Below are 19686 nucleotides of genomic sequence, written 5' to 3' on the forward strand. Positions count from 1 at the left end.
ATGAGCTTTTTTCATATGTTCATTTATGAAAATTGCCTCGAATGCGCTTCCGCTTTCGCAATACGCCCCGGTGGGTTCGGGTTTGCCCGGGGGGACGGCGCGGCTGGATGCGTATGAGGATTTCGCGCCGCAGTTTCCCGTGGCGCACCTTGACGAGATCCGGGGGGACGGGACGTTGTCCCCGGTGGAGGATTTGGACACGCGGGGCGTGGTGGTTTCGCAGGATTTCGCGCTTGGGGGCGGGTTTTTTATCGAAAGCCCGGATTTGCGTTATTACGCGCAGGAGGCGGCGGACACGGTGCATCGCGGACTGGCGGCCGCCATCGGCATGCTGCGCAAAGGAGAGCGGTTGCAATTTGTCTGGATGCCCCAGGATGTGATGGACCCTTTGTATGAAGGTTATGGGGCGCGCCCGGATGACCCGCCGTTTGTGGCGTATGCGCGCGCCCGGCGCCTGGCCGATTATCAACGGCGGTTTGCGACCGGGCAGCTGCGGCATTTTTTATCGATGTGTTTTTTGCAGACTCCGTATGAGGGCCGGGTTTGCGATGTTTCGCGGCGGGGGCTGGCGTCCCGGGTATTGGGCGGGTTGTCCGACGTGATGGGCTCGGGCCTGCCTTTGGCCCGCACGGTGTTTCGTTCCACGGAGCGCTTGGATTTGCTGCGGCAGATGGGCGCATGGGGCGCCCGGGTGTCCCAGATGGAGCGGGCGTTTGGCAAGGTCCGCGGCTTGGCCACCCGGCCGGTGCATTCGACGGATTATATTCGTTTGTGGCGCCGGTTGCTGTCACCCGACTTGTGGGAGCGGCTGCGGTTTGAGTCCGGGGCGGTGCAGGGATTGTATTCCAATCTGGGCTCGACGGCCTCGGTGGCGGCGCAGTGTGTGACCGGGCGGATTACCGACGCGGGCGCGTATTTCACGACCGGCTGGTATTATCATCGGATTCTGACGCTGGAGGTGCCGCCGGCCTTTGTGGAAATGGGTTATTTAATGACGGCGTTCACCCGGTCGGAAGTGCTGGGTGCGGTGCGCAATTTTCAACTGGCCTTGAATCTGACCCCGCGGGACAAGACGCGGGACAAGGTGGTCTTGAAGAAGAAGCGCGGCCTGGTGCTGGCCCAGTATCGGGATGATCCGATGAAACATCCGGAGCTGGAGGTGCAGCTGGCCCAGATAAACGCGCAGTTGTCGGCGTTGGAAAACGACGATGTGTCCTCGTTGTTTTCCGCCACGTTGACGGTGCATTTGTGGAGCCGTGATCCGGCGGATCTGGTCGCGTCCGAGGAGGTGATTATTGCGCAGGTCAGGAGCATCACGACCATGGTGCTGGGCGGGGAGAGCCTGGCGGCGTTTCCTTATTTTCTGTCCTATTGCCTGCCCGGATGCCCGGGCCGGGGGGATGCGCACCGGGTGGTGGCGCTGACCAATGAGGAGGCGGCGCCGCTGGTGCCGTTGCTCGGGCAGGGGACGGGCGTGCTGGCGAAGGTGCGCGAGCCGGCGGTGCCCGCCTTGTTCGAGACCGCCTTGGGCACGCCGTTCGCCCTTGATTTTTTTGCCCGCAGGCGCGTGCCCATGTATGGTGGCGTGACCGTGGGAGGCTCCGGCTCGGGCAAGAGTTTTTTGTTTAATTATCTGATTTCGAGTTATTGCAATCGCCGCACCCGGGTGCTGGTGGTGGACGCGGCGGTGGGCACCCCGTCGTTCAAGACCGCCTGCGCGGTTTTGGGCGGCGCGTATGTGGAAAAGGATTTTTGTTTCAACGCGCTGGGGACAAAAGTCACCAACGGGCAGGTGCAGCCGCCGGACGAGGAGGATTTGAAATTGCAGCTGGCCACGCTGGAGGCGATATTGCAGGGCGGGGCGGATGCGCGCCCGCTCGGCAATGAGCAGCGCGCTTTTCTGACGGAATCGATCAATTATTTGTTCGCGAATCCCCCGGCCTCGGGGGTGCCGTATTTGCGGGATTTGCCCCAGGCGATGCGCAATTGCGTGCAGGGCAGGCCGGAATCGTCCGGTTATGTGCGGATGGCGGACGACTGGAGCCAGGTGCTGTCCTCGTCGTGGACTTTTCCGGACGGGGCGAACATGAATGCGCGTTATGTGGACGGGCCGGATGATTTTCCCCGGGCGTGGCTGACGGTCTTTGATTTGAAGTGGGTGCTGGACCGGGAGGATTTGCTGACGGTGTTCATGACTTTGATCTTCCGGCATCTGTCGCAGATCACCGCGCGCAACAGCACGCTGCCGGACCACGAGCGGGAGCATGTGCTGGTGATATTTGACGAGGCATGGAAGGTTTTGTTTCGAAAGGCGTTTGCCGAGAATGTGCTCGGGCTATACAAGGCGGCGCGCTCCCGCGATGTAAGCCTCCACCTGCTGACGCAGGATTTTTCGGATTTGATTAATTTTGTCTCGCGCATGACCGGCTCGATGTCGGCGGCGAAGACCAGTCCGATCATCACCCAGTCGTCGCATTTTTTCTTTGCCAATATAGACGCGAAGGAGGCGGAGCTGATCGGGGACACGCTGAACCTGACCGTGGACCAATGCCGGATGCTGCCGGCGCTGGCGCGCGAGGACGGCAAGTTTGCGGAATACGGGTATTTTTGCCGGTTGATGGATCAGCCGGAATTGTTGTTCAGCCGGTTGCGCTACGCGCCGCTGCCGGAGGAGCTGTGGGCGTTTTCCTCCAGTTCGGACGATGACGGGCGGCGCATCCGGGTGCTGGCGGAGGTGCGGGATGAATTGCGCCAGCCGGGCGCGCGCGGGCGCCTGATTGCCGGGATGGTGGCCAAGGGCTGGTCGCAGGCGGGGTTGTCCCGGCTGGATGATTTGGCGCTGGCGAGGCATGTCATGATTTACCGGCTCGCGCTGGATGGCTCCCGGTGAGCAGTTCGTTTGTTCAGAAATCCGGTTGCGGGTCTTCGGGTTGTTCTTTTTGCGATTCGCATATCCGGTCGAACAAGTTTACCGCGATTTGGGCGCAGGCTGTTTTTACGGCGTCCCAATCCTGCCAGCGGGGCTGGAGCTTTTTATATTGTGCGAGGTCGGTGATATCCAAGTCATAGGGCATTGGATTGACCAGTTGGGCCTGTAGTTGTTGCAGGGAGGATTCCCCGCTGGCTTGCGGGTATAATCGGTCGAAGCATTGCAGGGCTTTTGCCGTGGCTTCGTCTCCCATGTGATCGGCCAGGGCCGCGAAGTCGAGGTAGTCGCGGGTGGCATTGCGTTTGAGAATGAGCACTCCCTTGATTCGCAGCATTTCCTCCGGGGAGGGGAGGGTGATGGATTGGTCGCCAAAGGGCAGGGTGACGGTTTCCAAGGGGGCTTCCCGGATGAGCTGGCGGACGCCAGTTTCAATGCCGTCGAGGCTGCCCAGGATGATGACTGGTTCCTTGGTGCGCGCGGTTTTCCAGCCCGCCACGGATTCGAGTTGCGCGAGTATTTCTTTATAGTGGCCGCGCAAATCAACCAATATGTGGTCGGCGTCGTAAGAGACGCGATGATTGGCGTAGATCGCCGATGCGGTGCCGCCTACCAAGGTGGCGCCGGGCAGGATGTGCTGGAGGCGCGTGGCCGCCGACAGCACGTTTTCCCAGTCAGGCTGCGGTTTTGTGTTTTTTGACATAATGCATCCAGAAGTGATAACGTTGGGCGTAGGGATCGGCAGTATAGTGCCGGCAGATTTGCTCCACCCTGTCCAGCAGGGCGGGATTGTTTATCACGGCCTGGCGCAAATCCGCCCAGTCCTCCCAGGCTCCCCGGGATATGATATCATCAATGGCGGCGCCGGAAAATCCCGGATTGTCAAGATGGCGATGGATCATGGGAATTTTGCGGATGTGCGGTTTGGCCGGCGGACTTGTCGCCGGAGCGCGTCCGGGTTGAGGGCGAGGCCGCGGACATGAATTTCCGTGACGGCTTTGCGCAGGGTGCGGTAGAGGGCCGGGTCAGTGGCCGCGAGTTGGACAGGAACGTCGGCGGCGATGGCGTCGGCGAAGGGGATGAGGCGTTCCCAGTCACGGGCGGCGAGCAGCTCGGCCACTTGTTCGGGATGCTGGGCGAGGTGCCATGCGTCCATTTCACGCTGGCGGGCGCCGATGATTGACGTGAGTTTCATCATCTTTCGGTTTCCGGTCCGATATCTGGTTTTTTAGGTTCGGGACGTTCCGGCAGGACATCGAGATAAACGATATTTTCGAGTGTTTGCTCTTTTGTTATGCCGGGAGGAAATTTATTGATGACTGCCTTGATTTGTTCGTTGGAAATACCGAAGTGATTTTTTAAATACATGATGTCTTCAAGATCCCGCGGGGAGGCGCGGGTCAGTTTTGAGGCGATGATGTTTTCGATCGGAGGGCGGATGATGGTCAGTCCGGTTTCCCGGAGCACGGTGATGGTCTCGTCATACGGGCCTATTTGAACGATGTCCGGCTGGACAATTTGGATATAAGGCCGGCCGGGTTCCATTTCTTCTTTTGGGTTGAAGAGCAGTCCGGCTTTTTCGACCGCTTGTTTGAGGTCGCTGTAAAAGAAAGATGATCCATTGTTCCAGATATCGAGGTCGATGGATGTGCGGATTTGTTGGGCGAACATGCCGACGGCGGAGCCGATGATGCAAAGGGAAGCCGGATGTTCAAGGTACAGGGAGATTTTTTCCAGTTTTTCCGCCCATTGGTCTGCGTTGAGTCCGTGTTCGAAAGTTGTCATGGTGTTTTTTTACGGATGGTGTTGCCGGGTGTCAATTGGCGGCGTGCGCGTGGCTGCCGTCTTGTTTTTCCCTCGTGACTAGTTTATTCCTCCGTTTGGGTTTCGGCGATGTCGAGCGCCTCGGAGGCGGGGATGATGCGTTTGCAGGCGAGTTTCCACGCCTTTTGGCCCAGCGAGGCGAAGCCCTGTTCTTGCATGCGTTTCCGGAGCCCGTGGGGATCGGGGTCGCGGATGAACCGGACATCCCCGGCATTTTGGAAAAACGCGAATTCCTGCAAGGCGGTGCGCCCGTTGACGCCCTCGTGGTTGCAGGCCGAGCAGCCGGTGTTGTCGATGAGTTCGCCGAGCAGGTCCCCGGGCGCGCCGCGGACCAGGCAGGCGGTTTGTTCCTCCCGGGTGAGGGGGCGCTGGCAGTGAGGGCAGGAGAAGGCGGCCAGTTTTTGGGCGATGGCGGCTTTGAGCGTGTGGGCGGTGGTGGCGGTGTCGGCGCCCATTTCCTTGAGCCGGGAGGCGATGAGGCAGGCGGATGCGGCATGGAGGGTGGACAGGAGGAGGTGGCCGGACAGGGAGAACTGGTTGGCCAGCTCGGCGGTCTCGCGGTCGCGGATTTCGCCGAGCATGAGCCCGTCGATGTCGTTGCGGAGGGACTGGCGGATGAGTCGGTGCCAGGAGACGTGCCGGTCGTGGAGCACCTCGGACTGGTGGAGCCAGGGGCCGAGCAGAAATTCGATGGGGTCCTCGATGGTTTGGAATTTGAGCCCCGGGTCCTTGAGGTGCCATGAATGGAGCAGGGTGTAAAGGGTCATGGATTTGCCGCTGCCGGTGGGGCCGGCGACCAGGACCATGCCGTCATTGAGCCGCAGGATGGCGTCCCAGGCGGCGCGGTCCTCGGGGAACAGGCTGGCGAGGGCGAAGATGTCGGGTTTGAGGTTGTCGGGGTCGAGCAGCCGGATGATGACCTGCGGCCAGAAGCGGGGCGGCGGCCCCGGATGGAGCGAGTAGCGCAGGTCGACGGTGCGGCCCAGCAGGGGATCGGAGAAGGAGGCGCGGGCGTCCCTGGGCACGTGGGCGTCCTTGAGCGCGTCGAGCCCGGTGCCGAGCATGACGGTTTTATAAAAATTATCCCGCTGGGAGACGGGGATCATGAGGCGGGGGCGCACTTTTCCGAATCTTCTGGAGGCGACGGCCACGGCGCCGTCGATGTTGGGCTGGATGTGGATGTCGGAATGGCTTTCGAGGATGGCGGTTTTGAGGAAGTCTTCCCAGATTTTCCGGGTTTCGTGGGAAAATGCCGGCGGGGCGAGGTATTTGCCCGACGGGTCGCCCAGATGTTTGAACAACTGGGGGGTGAGCCGGATTTTTTTGAACAGGAGGGATTCCAGCCGGGCGTGGAGCCGGCGGGTTTCCTCGGCGGGCAGGTGGGATGCGTCCCAGGCGTAAATATGCGTGGGGGTTTCCCAGTAGGGGTTGAGCCGCGAGGCTTCCAGGGTTTTTTGGGTGAGGGGTTTTACCGCGAGGGGCTCCCAGTGTTTGTGCCGGTCGCAGGACAGCGCCTCATGGAGGTGGGTGAAGCCGTGGACGTGGAGGATGTCGGGCTCGATTTCGAGGCCGTTTTCGATGGCCTTGGTTTTCCAGCATGCGAAGGCGGCGCCGGTGCTTTCGGGCCGCCATGGGTCGGTGTCGAGTACGAGCAGCGCCTGGCGGTCGTCCGGGGTGCGGAGCAGGAATGCGAATTCCCGCTGGCGGGGGCGGGGCAGGGTGTCATATTTGTCGAGGGTGAGGATGAGCCGCGCGTCGTTGTATCCCGGGCAGGGGATGTAGCCCAGCGGTCTTTTTTCGCGGGCCTCGCGCAGGGCGAGTTCCTCGGCGAGGATGGACAGGAGTTGCCGGGGGGCGGGGCGCCCCATGTGGGGATGGTTGACCAGGGTCCAGAGCAGCGCGGCGGGGCTGTCCGGCGGGATGGGCAGGGAGGCCATCCGGTGCTGGGTTTCCTGTTTTTTGATGATTTGCATCCGGCAAAGGGCCTCCAGCAGGTTGTCCTCGGGTTCGGGCCCGGCGGTGATGCCGGGATGTGGTGCCGGTTGGGAGTGCATGGGGCGGGCGCCGGGGCTCAGTCGCTCCGGTGGAGCTGGTAGACATGGGGTTCGAGAAAGGCGGTGATCCATTCCTTGATTTCGCGGGCCTTGGCGGGATTGGGCATGAGGATGACCCCGGTCGCGGAGGTGGCGTCGAGGATGAGCTGGTCGTCAAAAATCAACCGGTTGATGTGTCCCAGAGAGCCGGGATAGACGTAGGTGGTGACGTTGATTTCGCGGGCGATGGTCTCGAAATCCTGTGCGGCCTCCTGGGTCACGAGGATGACGCAGCCCAGGTTGCCGTGGTTTTGGAGTTTGGCTTGCAGATGCCGGATGATGTCGCGATCGGCGACGCTGGTGATCCAGAGGATGGCGCGGTCGGTGTGGTGGAAGGCCCAGTTGAGGGCCTGGGCCTGGCGTTCCGGGGCGATTTCGATGGTGGAGGGGGACTGGGCGATCCGGTTTTGTTCCCGGGGCTTGAATTGCCATCCGGCGAGACCGGCGGCTAGGATCAAGCCGACGGCAAGCAGCCGGTGCCTGAGGCCCTTGGTTTCGGTTTTCTTGCGGCTCCTTTTTTGGGCTGCTTCGAGTGCCTTTTTGACTGCGATTTCAGTCTGCACCCGGCTGGCTTTTTCCAGCTCCTGTTTTTTCTCCCCGGCGATGGCGTCGATGCTGCTGTCGGTGACGAGTTTTCGCAGCCGGGTTTCCTCGGCCTTGGGCAGCCTGGTTTTTTCCGGGTGCAGCCCGAGCAGCTTCAAGTTGTCCAGTTTCTTCAGCCTTTGATATTCTTCCGCCGCGATGGTGATGACGGACCGGGGGGATTTTTCAGCGGCGAAGGGTTTGAGGAGTTCGCGGCTGGAATCTTCGTGTTTTTCCACACGGATGTCGTGCGTGGGGCTGGCGGTGCCCTGCGGGTTATAGTGCGCCGTGGATTCCGGTTGTCCTGCCGGAGGCGGTTTGCGGCCGGAGGCCGGGATTTGCGCACCCGTGGATTCCGTGGTCATGAATGAGGATTCCCGGTTTGGCCGCGGGCTCCGGGAGATTTATTTGCGCGGCTTGCCGGAGGCCGCGGTTTGCGGATTGGTTTTGCCGGGAGAATTTTGGAATGGCGGGCCTGTGTGCATGGAGCCGGTTATGGGTTTTCCGGGATTTTTTTGAAATTCCACCCCGGCGGTTTGCGACCGTTTTTTCGGACCGAAATTTTTCACTGTTTGTTTTTAATGTCCGGAGCGCTAAAGTGCGTTGATGGTTTGGATTTCGCGTATTGCCCCATGTAAAAATGTTACCGGATGCCTCGCGAGAGATATTACCCGGAAGAGAGGATAGGATAGGGTGAGGTGATCGCCTTTTTTCTGTTAAAAAATGCATGAGTTACGATTTTTATTGAATATTTTCGTAACTTTCCTTGATTTGCCCCCATGGATCCGGCACTGAACCCTTACGCACCCGGAGCTGGAACCCAGCCACCGGAACTTACTGGACGCGAAAATCTTCTGGAAACCGCGCAAATTGCTCTTTCCCGCATCCGTAATGGATTGGCGACCAAAAGTTTTATCTTAACTGGATTGCGCGGGGTGGGAAAAACCGTCCTCTTGAATCGCGTCGAGGAAATGGCGCTCGATGCCAAATTGCAGGTCTTCCTTGTTGAGGCCCATGAGGAAAAATCCCTCCCAAAATTACTCCTTCCCGAATTGCGCCGCATTCTGCTTACCTTCGACAAGGGCGAAAAAGTGGAGGCACTGGTCAAACGCGGTATCCGCGTCCTCAAGAGTTTTACCCGCTCGGTAAAAGTTTCCTGGGGCGAATTCGAAATTGGCCTTGATATTGACCCCGAGCCCGGCGTTGCCGACAGTGGCGACCTGGAAACAGATTTGCCCGCGTTGTTTATCGCGCTGGGCGAGGCGGCGCGTTTGAGAAAAACCGCAATCATCATCCTTATTGACGAATTGCAATATCTCTCCGAAATCGAGTTTAGCGCCTTGATAATGGCCTTGCACAAAGTGGCTCAAAAAGGGCTCCCGATTCTCATGACAGGAGCAGGCTTGCCGCAAGTGATCGGTTTGTCTGGACGCTCTAAATCCTACGCCGAGCGTCTTTTTGATTTTCCGGCGATAGGACCGCTTTCTTTTGACGACGCCCGACTCGCATTGAGCGAGCCTGCCGGACGTGCGGGCGTGACTTTCCAACCAGACGCCATTGAGGCCATCTACACGCAAACTCGCGGTTATCCTTATTTCTTGCAGGAATGGGGCTATCAAGCATGGAATCTCGCTCCTACGACGAACATCGACGCTTTCGTCATCGAACAAGCGACACAAACCTCATTGCGCCGCCTCGACGAGGGATTTTTTCGCGTTCGTTTTGACCGGCTCACACCGCGCGAAAAAGATTACATGTTGGCAATGGCAGAGTTGGGCGAAGGGCCGCACCGCTCCGGCGAGATTGCCGGAAAATTAAAAATCACGATGCAACGCGCCGCCCCCGTGCGCGCGTCGCTCATCTCCAAAGGCATGATTTATAGCCCCGCCCACGGCGAGACAGGTTTTACCGTCCCGTTGTTTGACGCCTATTTGCGCCGCGTGGGGATATTGAAAAAAAATTAATACCGGAATTTGTGGGATACGCGAAGAGGGAAGGGCATGTGGTTTTTTGTGCCAAGGGATCGAGTCATAATAGCCTATGGTACCAGCCATAGGAAAATGGAAAAACAAAACCCAAGCGGGCTGTGGATTCGCGTCAAAGTGTGCAAAGTGCGCAGGATGCTCCTGCTACTCTGGATGACGCGGGCTTGTTATTGCCAGATTCAAAGTTTGCATGCGTAAAAAACGGAACCCGCGCATGAGTTCCATTTTGATAGTGCCTTGTCTGGTGGTTCAGGGCGTATGGGCTGTTTTGCGGCTGTCGGTCCGCGGGTCGCACAGGCTGCATTGCACCGGGCCGGACTGGCGGGTGACGACCGTGTTTTCGAAGTCGCTGAAAATAGTGATGATTTCGATGCCGGGCAGGGTTAAGGTCGAGATCCTGTGATCTTGCGCGGAAACCGTGGTGAGCGCTCCCCATTGGAGGCGGGGATTGCGCCCGATTATAATGGTGCGATCGTGTTGGTCCTGGGGTTCCCGGTTATCGAAAACAATCGCCTCCATGTCCGGGTACGGACGGACGGCTGTTTGTTTGGGTTTATAATTTCGCCAGTCGGCGGGGATCTCTTCCATGCCGGGGAAATACTTTTTTAGATTTTCCAGTGTGGTCGGGAAAGTTTCCGATTTGTTGATCCGGCCCGCATCGTGATGCGCGTGCGCGTCGCGGGCCTGCCAGTCGTCCTTGTCCGCGGACGTCTGCCCGGGCTTGTCCGTGTGCTCGTGGTCGTAGCCAGGAGGCCTGGCAGGTCCCGTGACTTGGAAATCCAACGGCGCGGGCGGTTTGGAATTGACGGCGCGATTTACGAGGAACCCGCCGGCGAGCACGCCGGCAAACAGCGCGGAAAGGAGGATTTTGGTATTTTTTTTCATAATATAAAGTTTGCCGGTTGCGCGGGCGGGAGGATCAACGGACCAGCCGCCCGCGCCTTGCCGGTTGTGTTTTTAAGTGAGTTTGGAAAAACCTCAACCGGAAACCCCGCGGGAGGGAGGATTTGCCGTCCGCAGGGGTTTTGATGCCTTGCGCAGGGGCAGCGTGCTTTCATGGCTGCGGGGTGCCGCCGTCGATTCCGGGCTGATGGAGGCTCGGAATTGGCAATGGGGCGCCACGGTCAGGCCTGGCGGTTGACCGCGGCTTGGAAAAAGGAAAGTCCGATGAACGGGCGATTCCCATTTGGTTTTTTGCCGGGGGTTTCAGGCGAAGCATTCCGCGGGCAGTTCAGTGATATCATATTCGGCGAGCATTTCGCGGAGTTTGAGCATGGCGGATTTGCAAAGTTGCGCCACCCGCTCCCTGGTGATCTGGAATTTTGCGGCCAGTTCGATCTTGGCCTTGATGGCGGCGGAGTGGAACAGGGTTTTAAGGATGATTCTTTCGCGCGGGTCCTCCGTTTTCAGGCGGGAGATGCATTTATCGACCAGCTCGATCAAGTCGCGGCGCTCGAGTTCCCGGTGCTCCCGGTTGTCGTAGTGCCTGGTGAAGGACGCGGCTTCCACCACGAATTCCTGGCTGGAGTTTGACGGGAGGGGCGTCTCCATTTTTTTGAGACATTCCTTGATGTGGCTTTTGGTCGCCGTCTGGTATTTCGGGTTTTCGAGCTCCCGGTTGATATCCCCGCCGTTGTCGTACATTTGTTTAAATTTGCATATCTTATTTTGCTGGGACAGCGGGACGGCCACGGGGGATTTGAGGGCGTGGATTTCCTTGCGGGCGGTGTGCCGGCAGGTGTATTTGAGCTGGAGCGACACCAGGTTGGACAGCCGTTTTTTGTATTGTTTGTCCCATTTCGCGAGGCTGTTCATGAACTCGGTGACGCAGGCGCCGAGGATTTCCTCGAACACATGCTGGTTGGTGATTCTGGTTTTGTGATAAGCGCGGAGCGCGTGGTCGTTGATATAGTCTTTATATCCTTTGTAGAGCAGCTCGGCGGCCAGGGCCCTTTCTTTTTCGGAGACGCGGGACTCCTTGATGATTTCGAGGCACCGGAGTTCGTCCGTCTGGGAAATGCGAATTTTCCAGTCGAAGTTTTCCGCGGATCGGACGGCGACGGCGGAGTCGTGGGGGCTTTGCTCGATTTCAACCAGGGTTTGCAGCAGCCATTCGTAATGGGGGCCGGCGGCAGGACGTCTGACGGTTTTGAGCAGCCTGGCTCCGGTATGTTTTTCTCCGATGGTGACGGTTAAGGTGGAAACTTCTGTCTTTTGAAATTTGAGCGGGGATTTTTTTTGTTTTCTCCCGGTTTCCGGACGGGGTGAAAAATCCAATAAAATCTGGCCGGAATTTTCGTCAGTGTAAATAAAAGACAGCAATAATTGGGTTTCGGGTCCGCCGGCCGGATTTTCCCATGGCACGGAAGGATTGTGGATTTCTTTTTCCGGCCGGTTGAAATTTTCCCCGGCGGGGGGAGCTTTTGCACCATGCGAGGGATTTTTTTGCGGTTTTTGCCCCGTTGATTCCGGGCGGTTTTGATTCCGCAGGTAGAGGGGAAGCTTGGACGTGTCGCCCTCCGGGCCCATATAGAGGAGCCGGAGCATGGAGTCGGCGGTGGGACTGGCGCGGGGAGGCAGGTGGAGTTCTGCGCGCTGGCGGGTTTCGACCCATAGGGCGTCGGACAGGCCGGAGAGCCGTTGTTCCCAGGTGTATTCCTTTTGTTCAGGGGAGCAGGCGTCCGGAAGGGCGCGTTTGGGGTCGATGACGACGGGCGTCCCGGAAAAAATTCCCGTGGAAATATTTTCCGTTTTGGATAGCGTGGGTGGTGACATGGGGTTATAGGTGGAGCGGGTGGTTGGTTGATGGAGTGAGGATGTGGATGGCCGCGTGTTGCCGCCACCTTCCGGCGCGGTGAGGCGAGCGGAAGGATGTTGCGCGGTGGGCGGAGTGCCGCTGATATGCCCGTATGATTTTTTCCGGCGTCTCCGGAAATTTTTCTTTTTCTTCGATTTGTTTTTGTAGCTTGGAAATTTTCCCGCGGTGTTTTTGGGCACGTTTTTTGGCTAGGACTAGGAACCACCCCCGGTTTTGGAAAATAAAATTCCCTCCGCGCTTGGATTTCGCGGTATTGCGGGTGACGGCTTTGGATATCCCGTCGGGAGTGGAGTGGGGGAGGGCGGGCGGGAGGGCCGAGGTTTTTGGAAGAAGAGCCTCCCTGCGGGGATAATGACGGGGTTGGGCAGGGCAGGTTTCGCCAGCCTGGTGTTTTTAATCCGGTTTTTTCGGGGAAGGTCTGCCCAATTGTCCAAGGGCGGGCATGAATTTGAGCCGGTATCAATGCTTTCTTGAAAAAATAATTTCGGAGCGGTTTCGCCAAGTGTCCCATGCGGGGCGGGGCGTGGGATTTTTTGAGATTTCCCTGGAATATCTGCCCATGGACATGGCCTTGGATCTGCCGGATGCGTCCGGGCAGTTTTTTATCATGCGGCGCAATTATGACGAGCACGGGAATCTGGAAACGAATCATGCGCGCCCCCAATTTGATATAATGACGCCGCAGGTGATTTTAGCCAATGTGGCGTGGCCGTCGGAAGGGCGCACGGTGTATTCGTATATTTTGGAGTCTTTGCCGGAGATCAGGATTTCCCGGCGGTACGACACGCTGGAGCAGGCGGGTTGCCTGGGCTATCTGGCCGGGGAGCCGGAGCGACGTGGGGTGGCGTTGCTGGCGGCGCTTTCCGGGAATCCGCACGGACCGTTGTCGGTGGCGGCGGACCGTTTGCTGGGCGGTGGGCAATGGCCGGAGTCCGAATTATTCACGGCATTGAGCGAGGAGGGCCTGGATGTGGCGACGGATTTCGATCCGGTTGAAAACAAGGAGGCGGAGGAAGCGTCCCTGGGACTTTGATGAGCCCGCGGCGCGGGGCCGGCTGAATTTTTATTATTGGAGATTTATATATATGAAAAAGACCATTCAGATGATGCCCGGACGGGAGATGGCCGGAGTGCGGGAGACGCCGGATTTTTTCAAACTGCCGTCGCCGGCGGCATTGCGGCCCGTGCCGGAGACGCCCGATGGCGTGGCACTGGCGGATTATGAATTTTTTTTCGCGACGCCCGCGGAGCGGTTAAAAATCCTGCTGGCCGGGATGGAGCCGGGTTCCCGGTGGGCCGAGGGGCGCGTGGCCCATGGGTTTGAGGAATTGCCGGAGGAGCCGTTCCAGTTGTTTTCCGGCAAGGATTTGATCGTTCCGTTTTTTTTTGACCTGAATTTTTGGGGGCATGCGGAGATGCGCCGGGGCCGGTGGCATCATGTGCCGGTGCCGGAGGAGATGCTGGCCTTGTTGTCCGGCGGGGAGGTTTACACCGGGTTTCCGGGCGCGGTGCTGGCGCTGCCCTCGTTGCGCGGGTATGCGCCGCAGGAAGTGGAGGCGGTGGCGGGCACGGGTTTGATGCGCATGGTGGAGGCCGGGGCGCGCGGCGGCGACGGGGAGGCGCGGACGGAGCAGAGGCTGGCCGGTTGGTTCGCGGATTATGAGCCGGTGCCGTCGCAGCCCGGTGCCGGCGGTTTGTTTTTGAAATTGCAGGACGGGCGGTTGCCGGCCGAGGCGTTTGACCGCGATGTTTTGGCCCGGGTGCTGCCGGGGCTGGCTGAGGCGTGGAGGCAGCGCGAGGCATTGAAGGCGCATCCCCTGATGGTGGAGGAGGCCGGCGGGTTTGCATCCGCGCCGGGAGGGTTTGCCCTGCGCGGAAAGAAAGGGGTCTTGCTTTCGTTCGGGTATGATGCGGGCAGCGCGACGCCGGAGCGCCTGGCGGACGCGCTGGCGCGTACCCGCGAGGCGTTGACGCGCATGTTTGCGCCGGGGGAAGAAGACTTGGCGTCCGGGCTGCCTCGTCTGGTGGAAAATGATGCCGCTTATGTTCAGGATTGGGCGCGCCCGGTGGATGAGTGGGATCCTCGGGCGTTTGTGTTTTTTTTGCGTTGCGTGAATGAGACTTTATGCCGGCCGCTCGGGCTGTCCGGGGCTTCGGGCTCGGGTTCCTCGTGGATCCGCGGCATGTTGAAGGCCGCGGACAAGGGGCGGTGTTTTTCGCCGGAGGTGTTTTTTGAAAAATTTCCCGGCGGGCGCGATGGTTTTGCCGGGTGGCTGGCTGGCGCCTATGAGCTGGCCGGCCGGGTGCTGGATTGCGATTGGGTCAAGACCCAGGAGGCGCTGCCCCGACTGGCGGGTTTTGAGGTGCCGGAGGCGCTGGCGGTCGATGAGCGCAAGTGGCTGGAGCGGTCGCTGGGTGCCTTGAAGTCGAACCGGATTTCGCAGGAAATACCGATGCGAGTGGCGCGGGTGGAGTTTCCGGTTTTTGCGACGGCCTGGCGGCTTTTGTCCGGGACGGCGGTCCGCTGGCCGGATTTGCCCGCCGTGGCGCGGAAGTCGGGGGAGGGCATGGGCATGGTGCCGGCATTGCTGGACTGGCTGGGCCGGCTGCCGGTGAAGGATGGCTTGCTGGAGGCGTTCGGGGTCAGATTGCGGGAAAATCCGGAGGAGCTTGAGCCGCCCATGGTGGAGTGGTTGGATGCGCATGTCTCGCGCTTGAAGACGGAAATGGAGGCCGGGTTGCACCGTCGCGCGGATGTTTGGGAAATGTCCGGGGTGATGAAGGATCTGGTGCATCCGGCGCGGGATTTGCGCCGGCTGGGTTCCCTGGCGGCCAACGGCACCTTTGGGGCGCGGCAGTTTCAATGGATGGCGCGCAAGCGGCTCATGTCGGATGATCGGGTGATTGTGCCGCTGGAGTTCAAGGTATGGAATCCTTCGGACGGGCCACCGAAGCGGGTGGTGTTCACGCGGGAGACCGCGTGCCGCGAGGTTTACGGCTGGTTTGCCCGGACGCCGGGCCTGGTCGACAAAGTATGGTCGGACGGGCGGGGCTTGCCGGTGGCGGGGGTGATGACCCCGGCGCTACGTGAGCTGGCGGGCCGCGTGCGGAGGCGCGTCGCGGAGACTGCGGCGTATTTCGATCGTTTTCCCAAGGACGGCTGGAGCGGGCCGTGGATGGCGCATGCGCCATCGGTGTTGTCGGGGATCGCGTCGACTCGCCGTTTGACCCAAGCCGGGGAGTTTGACGACAACGTGCCGTTGCGGGAGCGTACCTTGGTGTCACTGGCGTGGAATCTGCCCTTGGAACCGGTTTCCCCGGGGGCGCCCGATGTTTTTAAGGAAGATGCGGCGTTGTTCAACCGGCTGGCCGGAATCACGGAGCATAATGATTTTTTGGAGGCCTGCCATGATGCCGGGTTGGTTCCGCCGCATTTTGCCTTTGGTGATTTCGGTCCCTTGGACGAGGCGCTGGCGGCGCGGGAGCGCGCCCGGCATTTCGAACGCTGGAAAAACGGGCTGGCGCCGGTGCTGCACCGGCTTTGCGGCGCGATGAAAGATTTGCTGGGGCAGGCCCCGTGGTTATTTCATCAGGCTCCAGAGTTTGCCGCGCTGCATCCCGTGTCGCTTTTGGGTGTGTCCCAAGCGCTGGCGCATGCGCTTTTTGCAAAAATCTCCCCGCCCCGCGCCTGGCTGGAGCGGGCGGGGAACGCCTGCCGGACACTGGTCGGGAGAAACTGGGCGCCGGATCTGGAAAAGGCGCGCATCCTTCATGTTTTGGCGGAGGCGCGGGCGGAGCGCCTGATGTCCTTGGTCCGCAAGGAAGGGTTTTTGTATGAAGGCTTGATGCTGCAAAATCCGCGCCGGGAGCCGGGGAAAAAAGGCTTTCCCCCGCCGGAACTATACGGGCTCGGCGCGCGGTATTATGAATTTTTGCGCGATTTGGGCGCCGCGCCCGGCCTGGCTTTCGAGGCCTGCCCGGGGCTGCCCGGCGGCGTGACCGCCGGGTTGCGGATGATTTCGCGGTTGGAGACGATTGACCTCGGCCATTTGACGGACGGGCAAAAGGAGCTTTTGCATTCGCATCCCTTGTTTTCGCCGGCCTATGCGCCGCCGGAGGACTCCGCGATGCCAGCGGACCGGCTGCCCGATTGGAAGGACTTTGAGGATTCGGAGAGCTCGGAATTTTTCCCGGGGGCGCCGGTTTCGCTTGAGGAGGCGTTTGACGATTTGGCTCCGCCAGTCCCCGCCGGTTTGTCCGTGTGATGCGCGCGGTTTCAGAAAAGGGGAGCCTGTTTTTATATGAACACCCTGTATGCGCGGCATTCCGTCGCCCCCTTGTTTGGGGAGGATTTGAAATACCGGGTTTTTGCCCGGTTGTGCGCGGCCTTGCGGCTTGCTTCGGACAGGCCGGAGGAGGTGTTTTCGCGCTTGCGGTTGGAGGCCACGCGGCCGGGGATGGTGGCGGCGTTTTTGGAGCGCGCCTCGGGCCAGGCCGGGACACCGCGGGCGGCGGCGCGCCTGCTGTCCCTTTTCGTCCCGGCGGTGGCGCTGGGGTGTTTGCGCCGCCCGGCGGATTTGCCTGGCGTACTGGGCCGGTGGAACGGGATTTCGGCGGAAATATCCCGCATGTCCGACGGGTTGCAGATGCCGGAAATCCTGATGTTGCGGATGCTTTGTTTCAACCAGTGGGTGACGCCCGCAGTGTTGTCCCTGCCAGTGGACGGCAGGCTGGATTTGGCGGATGCGGACGCGCTGGCCCGGGTTTGCGACGAATGGCGGCGGTTTGGCTCCCCGGAATGGCGCGCCGCCTTGGAGCGGTTTCCGATGTATTCCAGCCTGCGGGGCAAGGATGCCGGCGCCCCGGTGTGGTATTGCTCGAATTGGCTGTTGTACCAGCCGGTGGGCGCGGAGTCCGATCCCCTGTCATGGGGGCGCGGATTGAAAAATCATGTGCTTTTTCGGGCCGTGAGCGGATTGCTGCGCGATTACGAGGCGTTTTTGGGTTTTTTGCGCGGTTTGGATTTGGAGCGGTCGCCGGTTTTGGCCGGGGCGGAGGCCCGGCTTGCCTCCGGCGCGGGCGAAGCGTTTTTCCTGGAATATTTTAATCCGCGAGCTTGCCTGCGTGGAAAGGATTTGCGGCCTCCGGCGGCGGGGGATGCGGCCGTGACGCCGCTGCGCTGCCGCGCCTTGCAGACGGTGCATGCCCGGTGGCTGGAGGATTTGCGGACGAAGGGCATTGAGCGCCCGCGGGTGTTTGCCGGGACCGGGCCGGGGGCGAAGCCCGCCGTTGAGGGCTGGCATATGACGCTCAAAGATGTGTTTCAAAAGGAGACCCCCGGCGATGGGCCGGGGTATTGGCGGATGCTGGGTGGGCTGTTGCGGCGGCGGCTGGCCCGGTTGCGGGAATATGCGACTCAGTTGGAGTTGAAGGGCGTGGACGAGCATTCGTCGCATCGGATTTATGAGGAGTGCATGCGGGAGGGTTTGATTCCCCGTTATCTGCCGGAAAAAGCTCCCGGCACTGGGGCGTTTTGGGGGGCGTTTCTGGCGCGCGGGCAGGAAAACCTGCCGCCCGGGCTTTTGGCCGGGGTGCACCGGCATTGCGGACGGCAGGTTTATTATCACCAGCTCGTGGCCGAGGTGGCGGGCATGCGGGATCGCAAGGTGCCCGAACCGGCGGACGAGCAGGTGGCGAACGCCGTGTGGTCGGAGATCGAGACGCTGGCGGAGACGGCGGATTTGTCCGGCGCGCGGGTGGAGCCGGTATTTTTGTCCGCCGCGCTGCGGGTGGCCTTGGACGGGCGAGCGGGGTTGAGTTTGCCGGAGGCATATTGCCTGGCGTTTCGCGCCGGGCTGGGCGCCGCCCGGGGAGTGGCGGATTTTACGCGCGCGAATTTTGACGAGATCGAGCGGCTTGCCTCATTCGGCACACCGGAGGCGTGGGGCGCGGGGTTCGAGCCCGGCGTGTTTGCGTCGGGCCGGGCGGGCGCGGCCATCCAAGCCATGTCGCAATGGCGCCGGCATCTGGCGGCGCGCCCCGGGCTGGCGGGCACGCCGGAGGGGGCGGCGGTACTGAAAATGTTTTCCCAGCAGCTTCCCGGCGTGCCAAAACCCTCGATGCTGGGCACCCTGTTGTCGCGCAGCGTGTTTTGGGAGCGAATTCTGGATGACGGCAAATTGCGGGCGACGCTGGCCGGGTATGCCGGAACTTCCGGCCTGGTGACGGATTATTTGCGGGGCCGGAATATGACGGAGTGCCTTGAATCAGGGTTTGCCCGCCGGGTGCGGGAAATTTTCGAGGCGGTGAACGCTCATGGGCGCGGGTTTATGGATTTCGAGCCGGATTTCGGCTCTCTGGCGGCGCGCAACGAGGCGTTTTTGCAGGCGTTCGCGCATGCCGTCGCCTCGCATTTGGACGATGTGTCGCGGGCGGGCGATTCTTTGGGAAAAAGCCTGCCGGAAGCGTTCACGGAATGGAATGCCCTGCCCCGGGACGCGATGGAGTATCATGCGGGCGAAAACTTGGATGTGTCCCGCCGGTTGTTCGACTCGGTGAAAACACGGCTGGCGGAACGGTTGCCCGGCTTGGATCTGGAGCGTCTGGGGTTGGATTACGCGGCCTGTTTGCGTCCCGGGCAACCGGGCGGTCGCGGTTTTTCGGACTGGCTGGCGCGTGCCTGGGTCTTGACGGGAAGTTTTTACCGGCAGGTGGTGGCACCGGATGCCACGGATGTCGGGATGAAGGCGTGGTTGCTGCAAGAATTGCGCGCCGCGCCGAATGTCCGGGAGTCCTTGTATCGCAAATACCACGCGCTGGGTTTGTATGACCGGTGGATGGTGGCGGTCACCGCCGTCTGCGGGCCGGGAGAACTGGGGATTTCCGATGGCCTGCTGGCCGCGCCCGGATGGTTGCGCAAGTCCACCCGTGATTTTCTTCAGGGGCTGGCCCAGGCTAGGTATATTACCGGGGAGGGGGCGGCGATGTTTGCCCGTCCGGATGCGGCGGTCGCGTCGCGCTTGCATCATCAGTATGCCGAATTGGCCGGCTGGCTGGAGCCGGTGCCCATGCCCGGTCTGGCGGTGGGGTTGAAGGAAGGGCTGGCCCGCCAGCTTGGGACTTGGCTGCGGCAGGTGACATTGCAGGAATTGATGGCGGCGAAACAGCTGGAGGGCGCGCCCGCGGCGCTTGCGCGGGAGGCGCGCTGGTTTACGGTGGTGTTTAACCTGGCCAATCATGTCGAAACCATGATGGCCCAAGTGGACGCGGCTTGCCGGCATTTTGAGCTTGAGCGTCAGATTTCAAGCGGGCCGGTCGCCCGGGAACCGGAATCCGCGGATCCGGAGGAAATTTTGTCTGAAACGGAGATTTTATCCCGATAGGCCGGGGGATTATCGCCCGGTTTTCCAAGGCAGATTCACAGGTTCAACCACAGGCATAACGTATATAAATTGGAGG

At 60.6% G+C, this 19686-nt stretch carries 14 protein-coding genes; 5 read left to right on the forward strand and 9 right to left on the reverse strand.

Going from position 1 to position 19686, the window contains the following annotated elements; all coding sequences use genetic code 11:
• Positions 1 to 25 precede the first annotated feature (25 nt).
• Positions 26 to 2890, forward strand: coding sequence for a VirB4 family type IV secretion system protein (locus tag OH491_RS24155; RefSeq protein WP_068768663.1), 2865 nt, complete (start codon positions 26 to 28; stop codon positions 2888 to 2890).
• Between the two features lie 13 nt (positions 2891 to 2903).
• Here the strand turns inward: OH491_RS24155 and OH491_RS24160 are convergent, their stop codons facing one another.
• The 6 genes from OH491_RS24160 to OH491_RS24185 form a co-directional block, all read right to left on the reverse strand.
• Entirely contained in the window at positions 2904 to 3629 is a 726-nt protein-coding gene (locus OH491_RS24160; protein ID WP_068768662.1) for a nucleotidyl transferase AbiEii/AbiGii toxin family protein, read from the reverse strand.
• Positions 3601 to 3828: a hypothetical protein gene (locus OH491_RS24165; RefSeq protein WP_068768661.1), complete on the reverse strand. Its 228-nt coding sequence runs from the start codon at positions 3826 to 3828 to the stop codon at positions 3601 to 3603. Before OH491_RS24165 ends, OH491_RS24160 begins: the two co-directional genes overlap by 29 nt.
• Complete coding sequence (locus OH491_RS24170; RefSeq protein ID WP_068768660.1) at positions 3825 to 4124, reverse strand: hypothetical protein; 300 nt, start codon at positions 4122 to 4124, stop codon at positions 3825 to 3827. Before OH491_RS24170 ends, OH491_RS24165 begins: the two co-directional genes overlap by 4 nt.
• The gene (locus OH491_RS24175; RefSeq protein ID WP_068768659.1) at positions 4121 to 4711 is read right to left on the reverse strand and encodes a nucleotidyl transferase AbiEii/AbiGii toxin family protein; all 591 of its coding nucleotides are present in this window, start codon (positions 4709 to 4711) and stop codon (positions 4121 to 4123) included. Before OH491_RS24175 ends, OH491_RS24170 begins: the two co-directional genes overlap by 4 nt.
• 83 nt (positions 4712 to 4794) lie before the next feature.
• Positions 4795 to 6804: a GspE/PulE family protein gene (locus OH491_RS24180; protein WP_334318998.1), complete on the reverse strand. Its 2010-nt coding sequence runs from the start codon at positions 6802 to 6804 to the stop codon at positions 4795 to 4797.
• Between the two features lie 17 nt (positions 6805 to 6821).
• Positions 6822 to 7790, reverse strand: a complete 969-nt coding sequence (locus tag OH491_RS24185; protein WP_068768657.1) for a hypothetical protein — start codon at positions 7788 to 7790, stop codon at positions 6822 to 6824.
• A gap of 414 nt (positions 7791 to 8204) precedes the next feature.
• Between OH491_RS24185 and OH491_RS24190 the strand changes: the two genes are divergently transcribed.
• Positions 8205 to 9389, forward strand: a complete 1185-nt coding sequence (locus OH491_RS24190; RefSeq protein WP_068768656.1) for an ATP-binding protein — start codon at positions 8205 to 8207, stop codon at positions 9387 to 9389.
• A gap of 270 nt (positions 9390 to 9659) precedes the next feature.
• Here OH491_RS24190 and OH491_RS24195 read toward each other — a convergent pair whose 3' ends face one another.
• Together OH491_RS24195 and OH491_RS24200 are read right to left on the reverse strand one after the other, a co-directional pair.
• Positions 9660 to 10295, reverse strand: coding sequence for a hypothetical protein (locus tag OH491_RS24195; protein WP_068768655.1), 636 nt, complete (start codon positions 10293 to 10295; stop codon positions 9660 to 9662).
• Positions 10296 to 10616: 321 nt separating this feature from the next.
• Complete coding sequence (locus OH491_RS24200; protein ID WP_145928529.1) at positions 10617 to 12185, reverse strand: hypothetical protein; 1569 nt, start codon at positions 12183 to 12185, stop codon at positions 10617 to 10619.
• 485 nt (positions 12186 to 12670) lie between these two features.
• On the opposite strand from OH491_RS24200, the gene OH491_RS24205 reads away from it, so the two are divergent.
• Positions 12671 to 13261: a hypothetical protein gene (locus OH491_RS24205; protein WP_068768653.1), complete on the forward strand. Its 591-nt coding sequence runs from the start codon at positions 12671 to 12673 to the stop codon at positions 13259 to 13261.
• 52 nt (positions 13262 to 13313) lie between these two features.
• Positions 13314 to 16493, forward strand: a complete 3180-nt coding sequence (locus OH491_RS24210) for a hypothetical protein (protein WP_068768652.1) — start codon at positions 13314 to 13316, stop codon at positions 16491 to 16493.
• Between the two features lie 32 nt (positions 16494 to 16525).
• Here OH491_RS24210 and OH491_RS24215 read toward each other — a convergent pair whose 3' ends face one another.
• Complete coding sequence (locus OH491_RS24215; RefSeq protein WP_068768651.1) at positions 16526 to 16858, reverse strand: hypothetical protein; 333 nt, start codon at positions 16856 to 16858, stop codon at positions 16526 to 16528.
• Between OH491_RS24215 and OH491_RS24220 the strand changes: the two genes are divergently transcribed.
• Entirely contained in the window at positions 16857 to 19610 is a 2754-nt protein-coding gene (locus tag OH491_RS24220) for a hypothetical protein (RefSeq protein WP_068768650.1), read from the forward strand. The two genes, OH491_RS24215 and OH491_RS24220, sit on opposite strands and share 2 nt — an antisense overlap.
• Positions 19611 to 19686 lie beyond the last annotated feature (76 nt).

Origin of the sequence: Termitidicoccus mucosus, from assembly GCF_038725785.1 — a bacterium.
Lineage (GTDB): Bacteria > Verrucomicrobiota > Verrucomicrobiia > Opitutales > Opitutaceae > Termitidicoccus > Termitidicoccus mucosus.

What these genes read in the sequence shown, in the direction of transcription:
- OH491_RS24155 (WP_068768663.1), top strand. Translation starts at nt 26, where the DNA reads ATGAAAATTGCCTCGAATGCGCTTCCGCTTTCGCAATACGCCCCGGTG.
- OH491_RS24160 (WP_068768662.1), bottom strand. Translation starts at nt 3,629, where the DNA reads ATGTCAAAAAACACAAAACCGCAGCCTGACTGGGAAAACGTGCTGTCG.
- OH491_RS24165 (WP_068768661.1), bottom strand. Translation starts at nt 3,828, where the DNA reads ATGATCCATCGCCATCTTGACAATCCGGGATTTTCCGGCGCCGCCATT.
- OH491_RS24170 (WP_068768660.1), bottom strand. Translation starts at nt 4,124, where the DNA reads ATGATGAAACTCACGTCAATCATCGGCGCCCGCCAGCGTGAAATGGAC.
- OH491_RS24175 (WP_068768659.1), bottom strand. Translation starts at nt 4,711, where the DNA reads ATGACAACTTTCGAACACGGACTCAACGCAGACCAATGGGCGGAAAAA.
- OH491_RS24180 (WP_334318998.1), bottom strand. Translation starts at nt 6,804, where the DNA reads ATGCACTCCCAACCGGCACCACATCCCGGCATCACCGCCGGGCCCGAA.
- OH491_RS24185 (WP_068768657.1), bottom strand. Translation starts at nt 7,790, where the DNA reads ATGACCACGGAATCCACGGGTGCGCAAATCCCGGCCTCCGGCCGCAAA.
- OH491_RS24190 (WP_068768656.1), top strand. Translation starts at nt 8,205, where the DNA reads ATGGATCCGGCACTGAACCCTTACGCACCCGGAGCTGGAACCCAGCCA.
- OH491_RS24195 (WP_068768655.1), bottom strand. Translation starts at nt 10,295, where the DNA reads ATGAAAAAAAATACCAAAATCCTCCTTTCCGCGCTGTTTGCCGGCGTG.
- OH491_RS24200 (WP_145928529.1), bottom strand. Translation starts at nt 12,185, where the DNA reads ATGTCACCACCCACGCTATCCAAAACGGAAAATATTTCCACGGGAATT.
- OH491_RS24205 (WP_068768653.1), top strand. Translation starts at nt 12,671, where the DNA reads ATGAATTTGAGCCGGTATCAATGCTTTCTTGAAAAAATAATTTCGGAG.
- OH491_RS24210 (WP_068768652.1), top strand. Translation starts at nt 13,314, where the DNA reads ATGAAAAAGACCATTCAGATGATGCCCGGACGGGAGATGGCCGGAGTG.
- OH491_RS24220 (WP_068768650.1), top strand. Translation starts at nt 16,857, where the DNA reads ATGTCCGACGGGTTGCAGATGCCGGAAATCCTGATGTTGCGGATGCTT.
- OH491_RS24215 (WP_068768651.1), bottom strand. Translation starts at nt 16,858, where the DNA reads ATGCGGGATATTTCCGCCGAAATCCCGTTCCACCGGCCCAGTACGCCA.